At 57.2% G+C, this 18,946-nt stretch carries 14 protein-coding genes; 4 read left to right on the top strand and 10 right to left on the bottom strand.

Annotated features, from left to right (window positions below):
* Positions 1–29: 29 nt before the first annotated feature.
* The 6 genes from Q363_RS34740 to Q363_RS34720 form a co-directional block, all read right to left on the bottom strand.
* Entirely contained in the window at positions 30–650 is a 621-nt protein-coding gene (locus Q363_RS34740; protein ID WP_245632672.1) for a KdsC family phosphatase, read from the bottom strand.
* Between the two features lie 54 nt (positions 651–704).
* On the bottom strand, positions 705–944 hold the full coding sequence (locus Q363_RS41850) for a hypothetical protein (protein ID WP_157468271.1): 240 nt from the start codon (positions 942–944) through the stop codon (positions 705–707).
* A gap of 419 nt (positions 945–1,363) precedes the next feature.
* Positions 1,364–2,029, bottom strand: coding sequence for a hypothetical protein (locus Q363_RS34735; protein WP_051979770.1), 666 nt, complete (start codon positions 2,027–2,029; stop codon positions 1,364–1,366).
* Between the two features lies 1 nt (position 2,030).
* Positions 2,031–2,375: a monooxygenase family protein gene (locus Q363_RS34730; protein ID WP_245632671.1), complete on the bottom strand. Its 345-nt coding sequence runs from the start codon at positions 2,373–2,375 to the stop codon at positions 2,031–2,033.
* A gap of 277 nt (positions 2,376–2,652) precedes the next feature.
* Entirely contained in the window at positions 2,653–3,561 is a 909-nt protein-coding gene (locus tag Q363_RS34725; RefSeq protein ID WP_035359761.1) for an OmpA family protein, read from the bottom strand.
* A gap of 358 nt (positions 3,562–3,919) precedes the next feature.
* Entirely contained in the window at positions 3,920–5,074 is a 1,155-nt protein-coding gene (locus Q363_RS34720; protein ID WP_035359700.1) for a DUF2264 domain-containing protein, read from the bottom strand.
* Between the two features lie 471 nt (positions 5,075–5,545).
* Between Q363_RS34720 and Q363_RS34715 the strand changes: the two genes are divergently transcribed.
* Positions 5,546–8,950, top strand: coding sequence for a TonB-dependent receptor (locus tag Q363_RS34715; RefSeq protein ID WP_035359699.1), 3,405 nt, complete (start codon positions 5,546–5,548; stop codon positions 8,948–8,950).
* A gap of 50 nt (positions 8,951–9,000) precedes the next feature.
* Here Q363_RS34715 and Q363_RS34710 read toward each other — a convergent pair whose 3' ends face one another.
* Positions 9,001–10,875: a glycoside hydrolase family 2 protein gene (locus Q363_RS34710; RefSeq protein WP_051979769.1), complete on the bottom strand. Its 1,875-nt coding sequence runs from the start codon at positions 10,873–10,875 to the stop codon at positions 9,001–9,003.
* Positions 10,876–11,176: 301 nt separating this feature from the next.
* Between Q363_RS34710 and Q363_RS34705 the strand changes: the two genes are divergently transcribed.
* Positions 11,177–11,470 (top strand): DUF1330 domain-containing protein, encoded by a 294-nt coding sequence (locus tag Q363_RS34705; RefSeq protein ID WP_035359697.1) that lies wholly within the window; start codon positions 11,177–11,179, stop codon positions 11,468–11,470.
* A 586-nt stretch (positions 11,471–12,056) separates the two neighbouring features.
* On the opposite strand, the gene Q363_RS34700 is transcribed toward Q363_RS34705, so the two are convergent.
* Both Q363_RS34700 and Q363_RS34695 read right to left on the bottom strand, forming a co-directional pair.
* Positions 12,057–13,022: a DUF2950 domain-containing protein gene (locus tag Q363_RS34700; protein ID WP_245632670.1), complete on the bottom strand. Its 966-nt coding sequence runs from the start codon at positions 13,020–13,022 to the stop codon at positions 12,057–12,059.
* Between the two features lie 90 nt (positions 13,023–13,112).
* Positions 13,113–14,456 carry a DUF3300 domain-containing protein gene (locus Q363_RS34695; protein ID WP_245632669.1) on the bottom strand — a complete coding sequence of 448 codons (1,344 nt, stop codon included), beginning with the start codon at positions 14,454–14,456 and terminating at the stop codon, positions 13,113–13,115.
* Between the two features lie 142 nt (positions 14,457–14,598).
* Here Q363_RS34695 and Q363_RS47415 point away from each other — a divergent pair, with 142 nt between their 5' ends.
* Together Q363_RS47415 and Q363_RS34690 are read left to right on the top strand one after the other, a co-directional pair.
* Positions 14,599–14,976, top strand: coding sequence for a DUF1330 domain-containing protein (locus tag Q363_RS47415; protein WP_425387834.1), 378 nt, complete (start codon positions 14,599–14,601; stop codon positions 14,974–14,976).
* Positions 14,934–16,547: a hypothetical protein gene (locus Q363_RS34690; RefSeq protein ID WP_169747252.1), complete on the top strand. Its 1,614-nt coding sequence runs from the start codon at positions 14,934–14,936 to the stop codon at positions 16,545–16,547. Before Q363_RS47415 ends, Q363_RS34690 begins: the two co-directional genes overlap by 43 nt.
* 461 nt (positions 16,548–17,008) lie before the next feature.
* On the opposite strand, the gene Q363_RS37350 is transcribed toward Q363_RS34690, so the two are convergent.
* Positions 17,009–18,946, bottom strand: a 1,938-nt coding sequence (locus tag Q363_RS37350; protein ID WP_245632668.1) for a beta-1,3-glucanase family protein, incomplete at its 5' end; no start/stop codon positions are given.

The following is an 18,946-nucleotide window of genomic DNA, read 5'->3' as shown; positions in this document are numbered from 1 at the left end:
TCCGATCTCTGCTGACTCGCAGACTCGCTCTACATATTTCCTACGCCGACGTCGGCGACTTCCGACGCTTTGTTGTCCTCATCGAGATACTCCTCGATGACCCTCTCAAGCGAGCCCTGGGCGGAGAGGATGAAGTCGATGGCGTCGCGGCCGGCACCGTGGCCCCCGGGGCTGGGGGTGATGTAGTGCGCGACGTCCTTGACCTGCTGGCGAGCGTTGTCGGTCGCGACGGCGAGGCCGCACTGGCGCATCACGGGGAGGTCGATGATGTCGTCGCCGACGTAGGCTAGCTGGTCGATGGAGTAGCCAGTCTGGGCGAGGATCTCGCGGATGGCGTTCATCTTGTGCGCCTGGCCCTGGTAGACGAACTCGAGCTTGAGGTCGCGGGCGCGGATGGCTACGGTCTGGGAGTTGCGCTTGGTGATGATGCCGATGCGCAGCCCGCCGAGGCGGCCGAGTGTGATGCCCAGGCCGTCGTGTGCGGCGAAGCCTTTGGACTCGATTCCCTTCCCGTCAGGGCCGGGGACGACGAAGATCTGGCCGTCGGTGAGGACGCCGTCGACGTCGAAGACGAGGACTTTGATGTTTTTAGCACGTGCTTCAGCGGTCATCTGTCGATGATAGCGTGTGACGGGGCCCACCAGTCTCACGCCGCGGCTCATCGCTTGTCGGCTTCGGATCGGCCCCGCTGCGAACGGTCCCTCTCAGTAGTGACCGCGGTCCTTGGACAGGAAGCGGTTCGCGCAGTCGATGCACTTCCAGGGGAAGTAGCCGAGCCGGAAGAGTACCTCTCTCTGAAGGAAGGTTCGGCGGCGAGTGCGCGCGGTGTGGTATCCGCCGCACCGGGTGCAGGCGACGAGGGAGAGGGGGATTCGTCTGGATTTGCTCCGTGCGTTGGGTTCTGAATGTACTTCAGGCTGGACGGCCGGGGTCACAGACGGCATCGGCTTACTGAGCCTCCTAGGGATAAAGGGCTAAGCGTGAGACTAGTGGCCGGGATTCGTTCTGGAATATAGCACCTCGGTGGGACCTGTCATCACAGATCGTCATCTTTCTGGTAAATCTTCGGTAATCCGGGGCGACTGGGGGTCCCCCCCCGTACTTTTTGCGCAAAGTATTCAAAAATTGAGAGTTAGCCTGGTACTTCGGTCTCTCTTCAACTGGCGGCGATGCCCGTGGCGTGTTCGGGCTTCGCGCTTTTCTGGACCACTCCTCTTATTGTAGCGGGTTGAGGGTAATTAATCGGCAACCTGTATATCCTTTGCTTTCTTAAACTTAGCTCGTTTTGGGGCTTGACACGGTTTTCAGCTGGATCTGGCAGGGAAAGAGATCGGTCAACGGCCGTGAGGCGGCTGCGCCTCACTCAGAATTTGCAGGAGAGTCCCATCACGACGGTGGGATCGGTCCAGCCGAAGTTGAAGACGTAGGTGGTGAAGTCCATCTTCTTTCGGGAAAACCCGACGAACACTCCGCGTTGTATGTCGAGCGGCGACTGGTAGGCGCGAGTGGTCTGAGAGACGAGGCCGGCGTGGAGCCAGTCCTTGGGGGAGTAGACGAGTTCGTTCCAGCTGTAGAAGAAGTCGTTCGCGCGGCTCTTGATGGTGAAGAGCTGTTCGCCTTCGCTGGAGAGCTCGAAGGGTCCGTAGGTCAAGGACATCTCGTAGCCGGGGGCGATGCCGGAGGTGTCTCCGAAGACGCCTCCGAGCATCGGGGTGAAGTCGAACTCGAGCTTGTGGCCAATGCTGAAGTTGTATCCCGCCCATAACGACCCGGTCTGGAAGTTCTCGTAGTTGTAGCGCGCTTCGAGGTGCAGCCATCGGCGGTCGGCGGTGAAGACGGGTGAGAAGTAGGAGCGGTCGTTGGGGACGAGATAGCCATAGGCGGTGGCGGCGAGCGACCAGTTGTCTCCTGCGGATGCATCGGGGTTGGGAGGCGGTGGAGGCGCGGTTGTCTGGCACGCTGCTTCCGAAGTGAGGAGGGCGATCGTGAGGAGCAGCACGAGATGAGCGGTACCGATCATCCGTGCCATGTTACGTCTGCATGCGGGAGCGGGCGTCGCGGAGGTGGCCGGTGGCGGGTTCGTGCGTACCGGCGATGGCGAGGCCGTAGCGGGGCATGTTGGCGTAGATGCACTCGGAGTGGCCGGCGGCGACCTGGTAGGTCTCGTGCCAGACACCGACGGAGGCGTCGGCGTTGCCGGCGCTCTGGTTGAAGGCCTTCCAGGTGGGGAGGTGTTTGGAGACGCGGGACTGCGCGTAGGCAACGAGGTGGTCGAAGCTGCGCCAGTACTGGATCAGGGTGACGCCGCGCCAGGCGAGGCATATCTCGGCGGAGAGGAAGCCGAGCGAGGAGTTGGCGTAGAGCTCGCGAAGCATGGGGGCATGGCTCGGACGGTTGGGAGCCACTTGTGCGGGGCGAGGAGGCGGTTGATGCGCACGCCGATGAGGAAGACGACGAACGGGCCTTCGATGCGGGAAGTGTAACGGCCTGGGAAGATGGTGGCCATATGGAGGGAAGGATACAGCGGTTCGGGCTTCGGTCGCATGCCCACCTTAGGCGCTGCGCGCCGAAGATGGGCTTCTGTCTGTGGTGAGGTTAGATGTGGGCCACCCGTCCGACCCACCGTGAATGAGTGGATTAGCTGTGATGGCCCTAGGTCCCTGCGATTCCTTTGTTCTGGAGGATTCTGACGACTACGCGACGGTTCTGAGCCTGGCCTTCCGCTGTTTTGTCGGAATCTACCTGCGACGTAGTACCCATGGCACCAGGGGCGAGCATGTTGGTGAGAGGAATCCCGCCCTGCTGCTCGAGGATCTCAGTGACGGCGTTTGCGCGCTCGCTGCTGAGTCGCTGGTTGAGGGCGGCGCTGCCGACCGCAGAGGCGTATCCCTGCACCTGCAGGATGTACGCCTTGATTCCCTTCGCCTGCTGTGCCAGCTGCAGGAGCTTTGCCTTGTCTGCGCTGTCGACGGTGGTTTTGCCGTTGGCAAAGTAGACGGTGGCCTCGCCCAGGATGTTGTAGTCACCAAGCTCGCCGAAGCGTTTGTTGGCTGCGGCGATTGCGGCTTTGTTGGCGGCAACTTTCTGCTGCTCCTCTGTGAGCTGGGCCTGTTGGGCCTGAAGAGCAGCCTTTTGCTGGTCGACCTGCTGCTGGGTTTGCTGAAGTTGCTGTGTGGTGGGCTTGAGGCCTGCCTGCGCGTCCATGGCGGCTTTGAGGTCGGAGCCTTTGAACTTGACGCTGTCGGCGGCGAGCTGGTTCTGGGCGTTCATGGTTCCGCTGACCTGGACGGGAAGGCCGGGGATGAGAGAGGTCATGGGCATCTCCTTCTTGCGGCCGTGGAAGACGCCTTCAACCTCCTGCACATTGGTCGTGTCGGAGAGGAGGACCGTGGTGTCGGGGGAGCCAGCTACCTTGATAGACATGGTGGCGCCGGTTCGCCCGTCGATGATTCCCTGGATCTGGGTGGATTGAGCGATGGCGGTGGAGTTGGTTAGGAGGAAGGTTGTGAGGAGGAGGGCGGGGAACGCTATGGACCTGGCGAGACGGGGCTGCTTGCACATGGTCGTCACCTCGATTGCCGATAAGTGTACCGCAGTGGCGAGCAGGCGGCGGATGCTGTGCGAGATGTAAGAACGAAGCACCGGGCTGGTATTGATGATTGGGAATCAGCAATACCAGGCCAGTCAGATATGGCAGGCGTGAACTAGAAGTTGTACTTCAGCGCAAACTGGATAACGCGCTGTCCGAACTTCGTATCGGTCATTCCGCCTGTGCTGTCGTTCACCTATGAACTGGCGGTGATTTGCGTAAAAGCGCGTGGGACGAGGACGGATGCGATGGTGACCAGATACAGCGCGTAACGCCAAGAGCAAATCACGAAGCGGAGGAGGAACGCTCGAGCTAGCTGCATGGATATCGTTACGCGGAGGAGGCATGGTCGGCCATTACATCTTCTCCGCCCCACACTCTCACCGCGGTCCAGGGCCGGGCCGGTGATGCCCAGAACGGGTCAGTCACTGGCAGGCCCAGCGGCAGCCAGGCCGCCGCGCAGAGATATAAGCTACCGGTCGAGATGTAGGTCTCACCCAGCCTCGGCTGATGGCCCGCAAACCCAATCGTGAGCCATCCCTTTTGATCGAATGTGCCCGGAGATTCGATCATCCTCAGCATCACCGCCGTCAGCGCGCACCGTACCTGCTCCGGAGCGATCCCGTCCGGCAGCTCTCTTCGCAGGCCGATATCGCTGAGCAGATGGAAGGCTCCGAACCGGTAAGTCAGCGACCGCCCGATCGCTGGGAACGTCCCTTCCGGGCTGATCATTCTCTCCTGGATCGCTGCATACCGCCGGGCCCGTTCAAGTACTACGGGCCTCAGCGAGGTCCACATCTGAGACTTCGCCGGCACTGTCTCCAGCACCTTCAGCAACATGGGCTGAATAACGAAGCTGTTGTAGTAGTCCCAGTGAAAGTTCTTTCCGTCCCCGTAGGTTCCATCGCCGACAAACCACTCCTTGTGCATTTGGAGCGCGTAGTCGACGCGCATGGAATCCCACCACTCCCCCATAAAGCAGAGTCCGGCCTCCACCATTGCCGAAAACAGCAGCCAGTTCGATTGTCCGGGGAGCACCTGCCGGGTGGCCTGGAGCGCCTTCACCAGGTTCGCCCTGGTTGCTTTGTCCAGCGGCTCCCAGAGCTGCTCCGGGGCGCGCAGAATCCCCAACACGAGGAAGGCCGCGTCCACGACAGACTGCGGAGTCATTCCAAAGTTCATGTAGTCGGCTGAGGTTGGGTCCGTTCCGTATCGGATTCCCGCTCGTGCCCACTCTCGATAGCTCGCCTGCAGCGAGGCTTCGTCTCTCTGCTCCACAGTGGCATTCAGCCAGGGAGCCAGCCCTGAGATCAATCTTCCGAACGCCTCCAGGTGAGTTGATTTGCTTCGCTCCCCTTCCAATCCTGTTGCGGCTTCCACAGGCATCATGGCACGCAACTGTCCCCTGCCCGCTGCTTCGAGTACCGGCGTCGAGACGCGCCGAACAACATCGATCCAGTAAGCCCTGTCCCCGTCTGCCGCCATCCTCGTTTCGCTTGCTGCAGTCCGTGTCGGCACAGTCGATGCGGCGCCAGCCGCCAGGGCAGCTATCAAAAACTCTCGTCTCGAAGTGATGTTTTCTTGCGGCTTGATTCCCACTCTTTCACCACACTCTGTCGCGCTGCGTGCGTCGCCTCTCTGGATCATTGCCACCATACCGCAAATACTTTTTGCCCACAATCAACGACGCGACGGAAGGAAGGATGTCTTGACTCGGAACGATCCACCCGTCGTTAAAACGAGGGAATTCGATAGTTTTGGTTCCGACAGGAAGACTTCTTCTCTTGACAGTAGTGCCTCTCAGACCTCTTAATGTTGCGGCTTCATATTAATGCGTTTTCTTGTGAGCGTCTTCTACGCCGTGAATGGGCGTTTGTCAGTTCGGGGAGATTGCATCGGAAAGCAGTGCAGCTCTCACGCAAACAATTCGGCTACCCAGTTTCTGGAGGTGTCTCGATGCAATACAAATTTAGGAGAGATTGGGGCATTTTTATTCTCGCAATCGCACTCCTCTTCTCCTTCTCCGGTCTGAAGGCGCACGCGCAGACCAGCTTTGGCCAGATCTCAGGCGCCGTCCTCGATTCAACAGGCGCGGCCATACCCGAAGCTACGGTCACTGTCACCAACATGAATACTCAGGTGAAGCGCACTATCATGTCCGATGGCGACGGTAACTACATCGTAACCAACCTGCCCATTGCTACCTATTCGATCTCCGTTAGCAAGACCGGATTTCGAACTGCGCAGCAGTCCGACGTCACCATCAGCGCCGACGCCAAGGTCACCTCAAACTTCACACTTTCTCCTGGTCAAGCTACAGAGGTGATTGAGGTTCAGGCTGGGACGGTTGAGACAGTCAATACCACGTCTGGCGAACTCGCTCGTGTAATCGATTCCAAGCAGGTTGAAAACCTCGCACTGAACGGGCGCAACTACACTCAGCTTCTCACCCTCGTGCCCGGGGCGGTCGTGACCAACCCCGACATCTTCTCCGTCACGACCTCGCTGGCATCGACCAACCAGACAATCAACGGCAACCGCAGCGACACGAACAACCTCACAGTGGATGGCGCGTATAACCAGGTGGCCGGCTCCAATGGCTCGCTGATGAACAACGTTGGCCCCGACTTCATCGGCGAGGTAAAGATCGACACATCGAACGCCTCCGCGGAGTATGGCCGTACCTCAGGTCCGACATTCAACATCGTCACCAAGAGTGGTTCCAACGCGTTTCATGGCGGCGCCTTCGAGTACCTTCGCAACAACTACCTTGACGCCACAAACTACATCGCCAGGCAGAAGACTCAGCTCATCTACAACGACTTCGGCTTCTACGTCGGTGGTCCAATCCTCAAGGACAAGCTCTTCTTCTTCGTCGGTGAAGAGTGGAAGCGCCTTCGCCAGCAGGCCGTTGCCACGACCTTTACAGTACCCACGACGGCCATGTTGAATGGTGACTTCTCGGCGCTGCTCTCCGGCCCCAATCCCATTCAGCTCTACCGTCCCGGGACCTCAACTCCCATCCCCAACAACAACATCGCCTCGTTGATGACGACGGACGGCAAGGCCATCGCCAATGTCTACAAGACAATCTCCGCGGCGGGCCTTAGCTTCCGCGATGGCGGAATCCCCAGCAACAATCTCACGCTGGCTCCGTCGAACCCGCTGGACTTTCACCAGGACCTGATCCGGCTAGACTATGTCATTAACCAAAAACACAGCATCTTCGGCCGGTGGATTCATGACAAGAACACACTCATCGATCCTTACGGAACCTTCTCCAACGCCGGCATTCTGAACACAACGCCGACGACGCGCAATCGTCCCGGCCAAAGCTATCTTGTCTCCGAGACCTGGGTCATCAGCTCGCACCTCATCAACCAGGCGACAGCGAACACCAGCTGGGCTGCGCAGCGAATCCCACCCTATGGCAACAACTGGAAGCGCGAGACCTATGGTTTTGCCTACAACAAGATCTACCCGGGCATCGGGCCATACCCCAACGGCATACCGATCGTAAACATCACCAACTACGCCGGGTTCCAGGGGCCGAACTTTGCGCTGCTTTCACCCTCCACTGACATTCAAGTTGCCGACAACATCACCTGGATCAAGGGCCCCCACAACTTCAAGTTTGGCGCCGCATACATCCGCGACCGCGTCGATCAGAACGGCCGTTCCAACTACACCGGTACAGCGACGTTCAACGTTGTGCCAACCTCCAGCCTGTGCAAGAACGCTACTTCTAATACCACTTGTTATTCTCTGGCCGATGCCTTCCTAGGCAACTTCCAGAGCTACTCGGAGGCCAGTGCGGATCCGATGGGTCACTTCCGCTTCAACCAGATCGAAGGCTTCGCGCAGGACAGCTGGAAGGCTACTCGCAGACTGAGCCTTGAGATCGGTCTGCGTTACCAGTGGATTCAGCCTTTCTACCTGCAGGGAAACAACGCTTCGAACTTCGATAAATCCGTCTACAATGCTGCCAATGCCGTCACAGTAACTACGGGTGGCCGTATTGTCCTTGGCTCGGGCAATCCGTACAACGGCCTGATTCGCGCCGGTGGCGGAGTTCCAGCCGATCAGCAGATTCGCGTTCCAAACGTGAATACGGCACTGTTCCCGCTGATCCCGGCTGGAGCTCCACGCGGCTTTTACAAGATGAACGGTACTGTGGGCCCTCGTTTCGGCTTCGCTTACGCTGCTGACGACAAGACGGCCATCCGCGGCGGCATCGGTCTGTTCTACTATCGCGCGCAGGGCAACCTGATCTTCAGCCAGCTCAACCTTGCTCCCTTCCTGGCAAACACGCAATTCGACACTGGGAACCTGGCGACGGTCGGCTCGCTCGCAGCCAACAATACTGGTTTGCAGGCAGCTATCAGCGCCATCGACCCGCTCAACAAAAATCCATACACCTGGCAATATAGCTTCGGTGTGCAGAGGCAGGTCACGCGAACGGTGCTCGTCGAGATGAATTACGTCGGCAGTGTCTCGCATCATCAATTGCGTCAACCGAACGTAAACTTCGCCGACCTGAACGCGGTCGTTGCAAACGCTAACAGCTCCAGCGTCAACTCCTCCACGGCGATCTTCAACCCCTATAAGGGATTTGCCGCAATCAACTCAAATCGCTTCGATTCCAACTACAACTACAACGCTCTGCAGATGTTCGCTTCGAAGCGAGCCGGCTTTATGACGTTTACGCTGGCCTACACCTTCTCGAAGGCACTGGGTGATTCGAACGGAAACAACCAGACGCTGGAGAACTGGACCGATAACCACTACAACTACGGCTACCTCTCGAATGATCGGCGTCATGCCTTCGTTGCCAGCTTCGTCATTCAGGCGCCGGATCTCAAGGGACACAACATTGTGATTCGGGAGGTCGCCGGCGGCTGGCAGGTAAGCGGCGTAGCCCGTCTGCAGAGCGGCGCGTATTACAACTTACAGGTCAACTCCCTTGTCAACCTCGGCAGTGTTCGCCCCGACTATGTAAAAGGTACACGCATCTATAACCCGCACGCCGGAGTCTGCGGTTATCTGAATAACGGAAGCGGCACCGGCTGCAATGGTCCAACCCGCCCATTCGTGGCAGTGCCGAAGACTGAAGCCCGCTTTGGCAACGCACCGTATGGCACGATCGAAGGACCGGGACTGGCCCAGACAGATGCAACCGTGTCGAAGTTCTTCCCCATCACCGAGCAGGTCAGGGTGAAGCTGCAGGCAGACGCCTTCAACATCCTTAACCGGACGAACTTCAACGGCCTGAACCTGACGGCCAGCAACAGCAACTTCGGTACGATCTCGTCTGCCTTCCCACCGCGGCAGCTGCAATTGGGATTGAAGGTACTGTTCTAACCAGAGAGGACCAACAAACAGAAGGAACAGCATTCCTGTTCGTGGAACGGTTACTCCTTACCTACGCTCCGTTCTTTGTAGGTCTTCTGGAAGAGAAAGAACGCCTGTTTCTTTTTGCCGTCCTCGGAGATGAGTCCCTTGCGATTGAATCCATCCTGCAACTTCGGAATATTGCGTGTGGGGGAGCGGAAGTCCATCAGGACCCAGGGAACAAGACCGCGCACCTGGGGAATCTTATTGATCATGACGAACTGGTGTTCATAGACATTGACTTGCTGCTCCTCTGCCCAGCGCTGATCGATGCCGCCATGAACACCCTGCTTCGCCTCCGCACCAAACTCGGAGATGAGAATCGGCTTGTTGGGAAGGGTCCATTTAACGTTATCGGCATCTTCGGGACGCCTCTCGTACCAGCCGATGTATTCGTTCTGGCCTACAACGTCTAAAGCATCAGCAAGCGGATCGTCCTGCACTGCCTCATTGCCTTTAACGTGCGGTCCAATGAGCGCCGATGTCACCAGACGCGTGGGATCGAGCCGCCGGGCTTCGTTGGCGAGGTTCGTGAGGAATTGGGTACGAGCTGGATTATTGGGCGTCTCGTTTGAGACCGACCAGAAGATGACAGAGGCCTTGTTACGGTCCCGCCGGATCATCTCGTTCAGCATGTAGGTCGCCTTGGCATAGACTTCAGGTTTTTCGAAGGAGATGTGCTGCCACAGAGGAATCTCCGACCACACCATGATGCCTTCACGGTCTGCGGTGCGCTCCATACGTTCATCGTGCGGATAATGTGCCAGTCGGACGAAGTTGGCGTTGAGGTCCTTAAGAAAGGCGAAGATATTCTTGACGTCTTCGTCGGTGCAGGCGCGCCCCGTGCGGTAAGGAGCCTCGGCATGCGCATTGGCCCCTTGCAGGAAGATGCTCTTGCCATTGAGGAGGATACGAGTGCCGTCAACACGAATGTCGCGGAAACCGATATCGTCGGCAAGCCTGTCGTCACCTGAGACAAGCTCCACCTTATACAGTTTTGGCGTTTCCGGTGACCACAGCTGGAGGTTCGCAGCCTTCACCTCGAACGATGCCCGGCCGTCGGCGTCTGTCTTCAGGGTAGTGTTGACGCCTGCCTCGGGGATTCGCAGAGTGACGGCAGTGCCTTCAGCCGCGCCTTCTACGTGAACATAACCGGCAAGGGTGTTGGCGTTGGAAGAGGAGAAGGTACTCTCGTGCTTCAGGTGAATATCGTAGTCATCGATGAAACGGGTGGGGAGTGTAACCAGCGACACATCGCGAGTAAGTCCGCCATAATTGAACCAGTCGATACCGACGGAGGGGATACCGTCCACTTCGCGCGTCGAATCTACGGCAATCACAACAAAATTGGCGCCGGGCTTCAGTGCGGAGGTGACCTCGCAGTCGAAGGGCGTAAAGCCGCCTTCGTGATCGCAGATGCGCTTCTGATTCACCCACACGAAGGATTTATAGTTTGCGGCACCGATATGTAAATAGGCGCGCGTGTTCGGTACAGGCTGAAAATCGAAGTCGCGCTCATACCAGACGACCCCTTCGTAGCGAAACAGAGTAGGATCCTGGGTGTTCCAGTCGCCCGGCACCTTCAGCGTGGGCGCGGTGGCGAAGTCATATTCTTCATTGTGTGGTCCGCTGTTGATGTTGGGATGAGTGTTCAGACCATAGCCGTTGTCGCGAACCTTACCGGCTGCGGTATAGAGGCCCTTCGCGGGCGGCTGGTCGACAAGATAGTGCCAGTCTCCGTTGAGCGACGTAACCGAACGGCGGTCGACACCAACGAGAAGCGTTTTAGCAGGCCCCTGAGCGAGTCCGGGTAGAACGACAGCGCAGCAGGTAAGAGAACCGAACACAATGCGACAAAGCAAGCTTCTGCCTGCGATGATCGAGAAACGGGTCATAGCCACACAACCTTCTGCTGGAGTTGGGGAATTTTAGAACGAAGGGTAAAGCGAAAACGGATGTCCGCAGCAAAGGACAGCCTCAAAATGCCCTCACCAATCGCAAGCCATCCTACCAGATCGTTCGCAAGCAGCTTTGGTACGATTGGGGGCACAAGTTTCACTGCCTCTTGGCCCGTTGCCGTATTGGTGAAGGTAGAGGAGAAGCCTTGTCGGTCTGGGTTGGCAAAGATCGGGGAGAGGCGCGGCTGGATCTCAAGCGGAGGCGAACCAATCTTTGAACTGAGAGGATAAAGGCGATATGAAGAAGGGTTACTGGGTGGTTGCGTACAGGACGGTTGGTGACGAGGCGATGATGACCCGCTATCTTGCGCTGGCGGGGCCGGCGCTGGGGCAGTTCGGGGCGCGTCTTCTGGTGTCTCCGGGGAGTGCGGTTACTGCTCACGAAGCAGGGCTGAAGCAGACGACGGTGGTGGTGGAGTTCGACAGCTACGAGATCGCTCTGGCAGCGTATGAGAGCGAGGATTATAAGAAGGCGCTGGCAGTGCTTGGCCCTGAGGTGGAGAGGGATCTTCGGATTGCGGAGGGGGTTTAGTTGTGCCCCCTTGTGTTTTTACGGTTCGAGCTTCGCGCGATTGCCCACCTTAGGCGCTTCGCGCCGAAGATGGGGCACCCGTCTGTGGTTGGGTCAAATGTGGGCCACCCGTCCGGCAGCAAGGAAGAGTCTCGCGTGTGCTCATGATGCGGATACTCCTTTCGGGGACCGCGGTTCCATGGATTTCGATGTAGCCTAGAACACCATTGGTAATCCGGGAGAGAAATTCACGTCTGCGAGGAGTGGCACGATGGCGAAGCCACAGGTTTTGAAGAAGGTTGTGTCGATCGGATGCCTCGCTGGTTCACTTCTACTGTTTGCTTCAGCCACGTGTCATGGCCAGGCTACCGATGATGTTCACAGGTTCTTCAATAGAACATCGGCTTGAGCGATGCGGAGGTGGCGCAGATTGACCAGGGGCAAGGCTGTGGCCAAGGTGATCGATTCGCCCCGGCCTTCGCAGGTGTTTGTGTTTGGCGCGATCTCCATCAAAACTCAGCCGAGCTCATACGTTGCGATGGCGCGGGATCTGAATAAACTGAGGTCTCTGCCGGGATATCTGGCGATTCAACGATTCTCGAGTCCGCTAGTCTGGGGTACTTTGTTCTGCTTCCTGCACGGGAGCCCATGATTTGTCCGGGTTGAAGCGCTCCATCTTGTTGAACTCGTCGATGCTCTTCGGCCCCATGTCTTTCTCATAGACGACGCCGTCCTGGCTGACGATGAAGCTTCTCACACCGGTCACGGCGTACTCAGCCGGCACAGCTGCAAGGGCAAAGCCTCCGATCATGACGCCCTTCACCACGTAGTCCATTTCGCCCAGCGGCGCAGCAGGACCCTGCCCCTTCAGAATTTTGAAGAAGTAGCCATGGTAGGGGTCCGCGCCCATGGTGTAGCCCTGTTCAATCGCACGAGCAATCTTTTCGCCTATGGGGCCTGCCCATGTACCGTCAGAGTCTTGCCAGGCCAAGCCATCCTGGGTGCCGGGAGTGCTGATGATGCGTTGGGCGTATTGGTTCACTTCGTAACCTTGACGCTTCCGAAATGCATAATCGTATTGAGCTTCCACGTATCCGTGACAAATCGCAATGGCGTCAAGTTCATTCGCACCAATGCGGCGATAGACGAGTTCCTGCCGGCCGGCTTTGGCGTCGAAGAACCACTTGTCGCCGCTTTTCACAATCGGCACAGGGAAAGGCCAATCTTCGTTGCCAACCAGAAGGAATGCGCGGTTTCCAGCTTTTGAACCGACGGAAACGTTTTTCTTTTCGCGAGCTTCGGCAACGAAATCAGCGGCATGCTTTCTGTCCTGCGCGAATTCGCCGCTGAACACGATGTCCTCGCCGCCAGGACCAAACATCTCAAGGAGCGCGGGAATGTCAAACTTTTCCGCCGCGTCGACCAGAGAATCCGCAGCCTGTTGTGGACTCGCGAAGCCTTTGACCGCCGGAGTCGTTGGAGCGGCAGGAGCGGAAGCTTTTGACGCTCCGGATTGCTGCGCTGAGGCGAGAGGCGACACACACAGACACGCACAGGCCAATGCGCCGGCCATCAAGGCACTCCCAAAGCGAATTCGATTCGGAGAGGTCATTCTCGTATGCATAGCAGCGCTCCCGTGAACATTTTCTAGCGACATAGCCGCTCACCTGCGCCCTCCTCCACCTCTGCCTCCGCCACCGCGACTGAAGCCTCCGCCTCCACGGGACGACATGCTGGAGGAACCACGACTGCTGCTGCTGCGCGCGCTCGAACCGTTGTATCCCCGTGAACCTCCGCCAAAGGCATCCCTGTTTCCACCACCGCTTCGCGAGAGATCCCGGCTTCCAATGCGGTCCGCTCCCCCTGCGCCGGTCCTGTTGCCGAGGCCGCCTCCACCTGCACTATTGCCAAGTCCAGCGCCGCCGCCGGACCTGTTGCTCAAACCGGCTCCACCTCCCCGGTAGCTGGCAAGAGTGCCGCCCTGGCGGCCAAGCTGTTGACGGGCGCTTGCCTGACGGTTGGCAAGCGAATCACCACGTGTGGTACCCCCAAATCTGTCCGCGGTTGCCCGGTCGCGGTAAGGCGCACCTCCGCGATGTTCAGGGTTGTGCTGCCATCGATCGCCGGCCCCGCTCGCTGGTTGTTGCGAGGGACGGTTGCCTGCGTTCCCCCGATCGCCTACGTTGCCCCGATTACCGCCGGAAGGGAGCTGTGAGGGACGATTAATGTTCGCGTTGCGATTGAAGTTGTTGTTGCGGTTGATGGTGATGTCGTTGCCTCCCCAACCGCATCCACAGCACCAACCGCCGCTCCAGAACGCCCCCATCGCGACGCCAACGCCGAAGGAAATAGCCAATCCAGCCGGGTAGTACCATGCCGGCGGATAGTAGATGGGCGGGTAAGGATAGACGGGCGGGCCATAAACAATCACAGGATCGTACTGGGGCACGTACACGACTTGCGGATTGGCCTGTTCGACAACGATGACACTTTTGTTTTCGACAACCTTGGTTTCCACCTTCTGTTGCTCGGTGGATTTCAAGTTGCCTTTTTCCTGGGCCTTCTTGCGCATCCGCTGAACGGCTTCCATGACATCGCTCTGCTGCGCAAGGAACGCGTTGCCTAAATCGGTGGTCCATTGAATGTCGTTCGCCAGGCGGTTTACCACATCGGGCAAGGCGGCCATCGCCTGGACGCTTGGATCCCACGGCTGTTTCGCTACAGCATCTGATAGCGCTTTGTCCTTCAGGTTCTTGTTCTTCTCCAGCCACTGCTGGAGCTGAATGATCTCGAGAGGATAGGTGGATGCCGCGAGGGTTTGGGCAAGCAGTGGGTCTGGGTACAGAGCAATGGGCGCTACGAGGGCGTCGAGTTGCTCGGGTGAGATCTTCTGCGCCTGTTTTTGCGGCGCGGATGCAGGCGCCTGCGGAGTTGGCGACTGATATGCGAGGGTGTCACCGGGCAAGAGAGCAAGAATGCAGAGAATCGCCGATACAGATCGGGACACTGCGCCCTTCGAGTACATAGGCATCTCCCCCTGTCTTCGTACGGCGTGCGGCCCCGCCAGATCGGCTTCGGATTTTCGAAGCTACAGTCCCCGCTTTCAGGGATGACAGAGACGTACTTCCCGACATAATGTAAAGCTATGCATCTCCGAACGTCTACTAGTAAAACCCCTAGCTGCGCCGGGGAGCGCGGTTACGGCTCACGAAGCAGGGCTGAAGCAGATGACAGTGGTGGTGGAGTTCGACAGCTACGAGGCCGCTCTGGCTGCGTTTGAGAGCGAGGATTATAAGAAGGCGCTGGCGGCGCTTTGGCCTGAAGTGGAGAGGGATTTTCGGATTACTGAAGGGGCTTGGGGTCCGAGCCTCGCTCGAATACAGCACCTTGGGAGTGAATTCGGACCTTCAACAAACTGGCGACCTAAACAAGACATAATTTTTGCATGCGGTCGACCAAATTATCGTGGATTCTTATTAGACCGATGCATAAGCCCGACTCAATGCCGAGATCATCACAACAATTGATGCCACTATTCACACTGGTCGATTCCAAGCCGACTTCTGAAAACCTGCCTCCTACAGAAGTAAAGCAATCTCAATATGTCAAAAGCTTGATACCGATTCTAAAAGATGCTTGTCTTCTCGCACTTTTTGTTTGTGCTTATCTCTACTCCAGATTGTTCTATTCTCCTGGCGTTCCGTATCTTGTGACAGCGGATCAGACATTCTTCTGGCAATATGCTCTACGGATGTCCAATGGCGAACACGTCTACAGAGACTTCTTTCAATTCACGCCGCCCGGACTTGATCTGTATTTTCTTGCTCTATTTCGTCTCTTTGACAAAAAGATATGGGTGACTAGCCTCGCGGCAATTCTATTGGGAGTCGCTCTCAGCGTCATTTGCTTCACTCTCGCCTCCAAGTTCATGAGGAGATCAGAAGCACTACTTACAGCCATGTTTTTTATCGTCCTTGTCTATGGAGGACGACTCGACGTAACGCATCATTGGTTTAGTCTCATTGCGGCGTTGGGCGCTACCAGGCTCGTTATGGAGAGCAGAAGTGTCCCTCGGCTAGTAGGGGCCGGGATACTTCTCGCTGTTGCGTCTTCTTTTACGCAAACGGCCGGTGTGGCGGTCGGAGTTGGAATGCTTCTCGTATCGGCTTGGGAGCACAATTGCGAGAAGTCATGTCATACCACTTTCAGGAATCAGTCACTCCTCTTAGTTTCATTCTGTACCGCATGGTTAGTCCTGAACGCGTACTTCCTTGCGACTGCCGGTTTCAAGGCTCTGTGGTATTTCCAAGTCATATACCCCTGGCACTACATAGATCACACGCGCGGATTTCTCATTCCTTCGCTTCGAGGAATCGGCGGACTCGTGTTGATCCAACGGCTGTTCATCTACATCCTTCTCGTCTCGGTATACCCGTTGGTGTTTTGGGGCTGCTGGCGTAACCAACAAAGAGGATCAAGGGAGGGCATCCAGAGTCTGCTGTTAGCAACGGCAGGACTATTCCTCTTACTCAGCGTCATTACCAGATCCAACTGGACTCGTCTCTATGCCGTCTCAATGCCAGCGATCATCCTTTGGATGAGATTTCTGCTAAAACTGACCCCACACAAGCTCCGCCGCTGGACGATCTTGAGTCTGTACGGCGCTACCGTATGCCTCGCGGCACTACAGGTAAGAAGTGTTCGCCGCCAGCAATACACGATGTTAAAACTTCATGGCGGAACAATGGCCATTGCTCACACGGACGTGGAAGAGTTTCAGTGGTTAGAGGCACACACAAAACCCGGGGAAGATTTTTTTCAAGCGACGTGGCCGAGCATGTATTTGCCACTAGGGCTTCGCAGCCCGGTTTTCGTGGAAACGCTCCTTCCAGAACGAACCTCGCCAGAGTTTGCAGCGCTAACAATTCAACAGATCGAACAAAGCCAGCTTCCGTACATCCTATGGTCGCCTTGGCTTCAACCCGATTCCAAACATCCGGAAGCGGATAACCTACAACGCGTTCGTGACTATATAAAAAATCATTATGTGCGCATTCAAGTGTTTGCGAATCGGGACGAAATGTGGCAACTCAAATAGATGGCAGATTCAATAACTATGCATCGTGGATGGAACCTTTTTCGCGAAATCGGCTGCGACGAAAGTTTCACCTTATGCGCAAACCCACAACGTGTCGGTTGACCCATAAGGCTGAAGTTGGATGCTTTATATTTCAATAACTTTCCGGCCGCGTTTCCCCATAACACTGAAGCAAACTACCGCATAATCCTGAAGTTCCGCCGAGCTTTTACCCATAAGGCTGAAGTTCCACCAAGCCGTCGAGCACATCAGCAAGCGGTTCGATCAGTAAGCTACCGATAAGACGAGAGACGTCGACCACTACTCTCCCGGGTGGAGATGGTCTGGGGCAGAGGATAAAGAAAATCCTGCTACCGGATCTTGCTGTATGCAATGAGAAAGGGCAGAAAGCAGAATTCACCATATTAAAAAAGAAGCGAGGCGGCCATGGAGTGACCGCCTCGCCCTGTCTTCGATTGCCTCTACCAGCCAATGCCGAACGCCATATGCTCCGGCTGCGGAGTAGTAATGGTTGTGCTCTGGTTGTTGTTGTCGTCGTAGGAGAAGCCGTATGCCAGCCCTCCAATGGAGTGCTTGTGCCAGAACTGGGAGTAGAAGTTGGCCGGCGCCGTACCGTAGTAGGCCGATACGTTCGTCCAATTCGCGGGGTTGAGAAGGACGCCGCGGTTCGTCGCGGAGCAGATCTGGTTTTCCAGTTGCAACTGCACTGCATTTTCATCCTGGAGTTGCGGAGTGGTACCCGGAACTCCGGTTGCCATCGTTCCTGCGCACCCCAGAAGGTCCTGGGTGGAGGGTTGCTGGACAACAAAGACCTCACCAACGTGAGCCGACGACGGGTTGACCTCGGTGAACGTGAAGGTCGATCCCGACGTGGTGCCGCGGAACTGGCGACCATTGAGGGTTACCGTGAGTGGGGTCGTGCTGAACTGCTGCCACGCAGTTGCGATGTAGTTGTCGAAGTAGTGCGCATTCGTTCCGCCGGAAGCCATGGAAAGCTTCGCCGGCGCAAAAATGCGAAGGTTGGACATCGTGGGTGGCTGGAATTGCGCAGGTACCTCAGCGGCAAATTCGCTGTCGATCTGTGCGATCGACTCGGTGATGCCGACCTGCTGGTGGAAGGCGCCGCCTGCGCCCCAGACATCGAGAAGCAGCGGCAGACCGAACTCGTCTACCTGCGTTGTGTTGATGAAGATACCGTTGTTGTTGTTGAACTCATACCAGTCAAAGTGAGTGTTGATATTTGGATCGGTACCGTTCTGCGGGTTTGGACCTGCGTAACCCGTCACGTTGCCATTACCGTCTCCGTTGACCTGCACGTACAGAGGATTGCCGAGCGAAATGTACGCACGGGCGGAGATAAAGGTTGGAATCTTCAACAGCTTGCTTTGTGCGAGTGTGAATGAGTAGTTGCCGTAATTCTGGCCGTTCGGACCTGTCAGGTGATTTGCTGCGGAAGCATCGTTCAATGCGAAATCAACGATTGTGCCATCGAACTTCAAATAGGCAAATTTGTTGTTGCTGGAATCGATGCCGATCACAGTGACGTAGATCTGGTTATCGGCCCATACACCGTTGGTGTTGTTGTTCAGATCGACTCCGATGAAGCCGGGAAAGATGGGGTATCCGGAGTTGTTGACCGTGAGAGTAGCTGCAGTTGAAGTGACGGTGCTGGTCGCATTGCCGACGATGACGCTGAACTGTTCTCCGCTATCGGTGGATACAAGTGTGGGCGTTGTGTAGCTCGCAGACGTTGCTCCGGCGATCGGAGAGCCGTTCTTCAGCCACTGGTAGGTGAAAGGACCCGTGCCACCCGCGACCACGGTGAAGGTCGCGGAGCTGCCCACATTAGCAGTCTGATTTACAGGTTGCGTGGTGATGGTCAACGTGTTTGCAGCGGACGTGGTGGCCGTGGCGGTGTTGGAGACCGGCGATGTGCCGGCCGCATTTACCGCCCCGACGGTGTAGGAGTAGTTGGTTGAGGCCGTCAGGCCGGTATCGGTGTAGGTGGTTCCGATCAGGCCACTGGCCACGGCGGTTCCATTGCGAAGCACCGTGTAAGTAACTCCCGACGTCACCGAAGCTGTCCAGCTCAGGTTGATCTGGCTGGACGAAGCCACCGTCGCCGTCAGGTTGCTCGGAGCCGCCGGCTGCGCGCTCGTCGGAGTCGATGAGAGTACTTCGATGCCGCTGACCTCCGCATTGTCCTTGACCGTGGTGAACCGAATCACGATCTGGCCCTGGGCATCGGCGGTCGTCGTGAACTGCTCGACGAGCGCGACGTTCTTCCCACCAGCAGTAGCGAGGATATCGAAGTTGCTGAGCACCTGCGTGCCGTTGATGCTGACGTTGAACACGCGCTGTCCCGGCTGAGTCCAGTAGTTTTCAGCGAAGTGCAACCG

This window comes from Edaphobacter aggregans DSM 19364 (genome assembly GCF_000745965.1).
Lineage (GTDB): Bacteria > Acidobacteriota > Terriglobia > Terriglobales > Acidobacteriaceae > Edaphobacter > Edaphobacter aggregans.
Note: the sequence above shows the minus strand (reverse complement) of the source record. Positions and strands in the feature narration are given on the sequence as shown.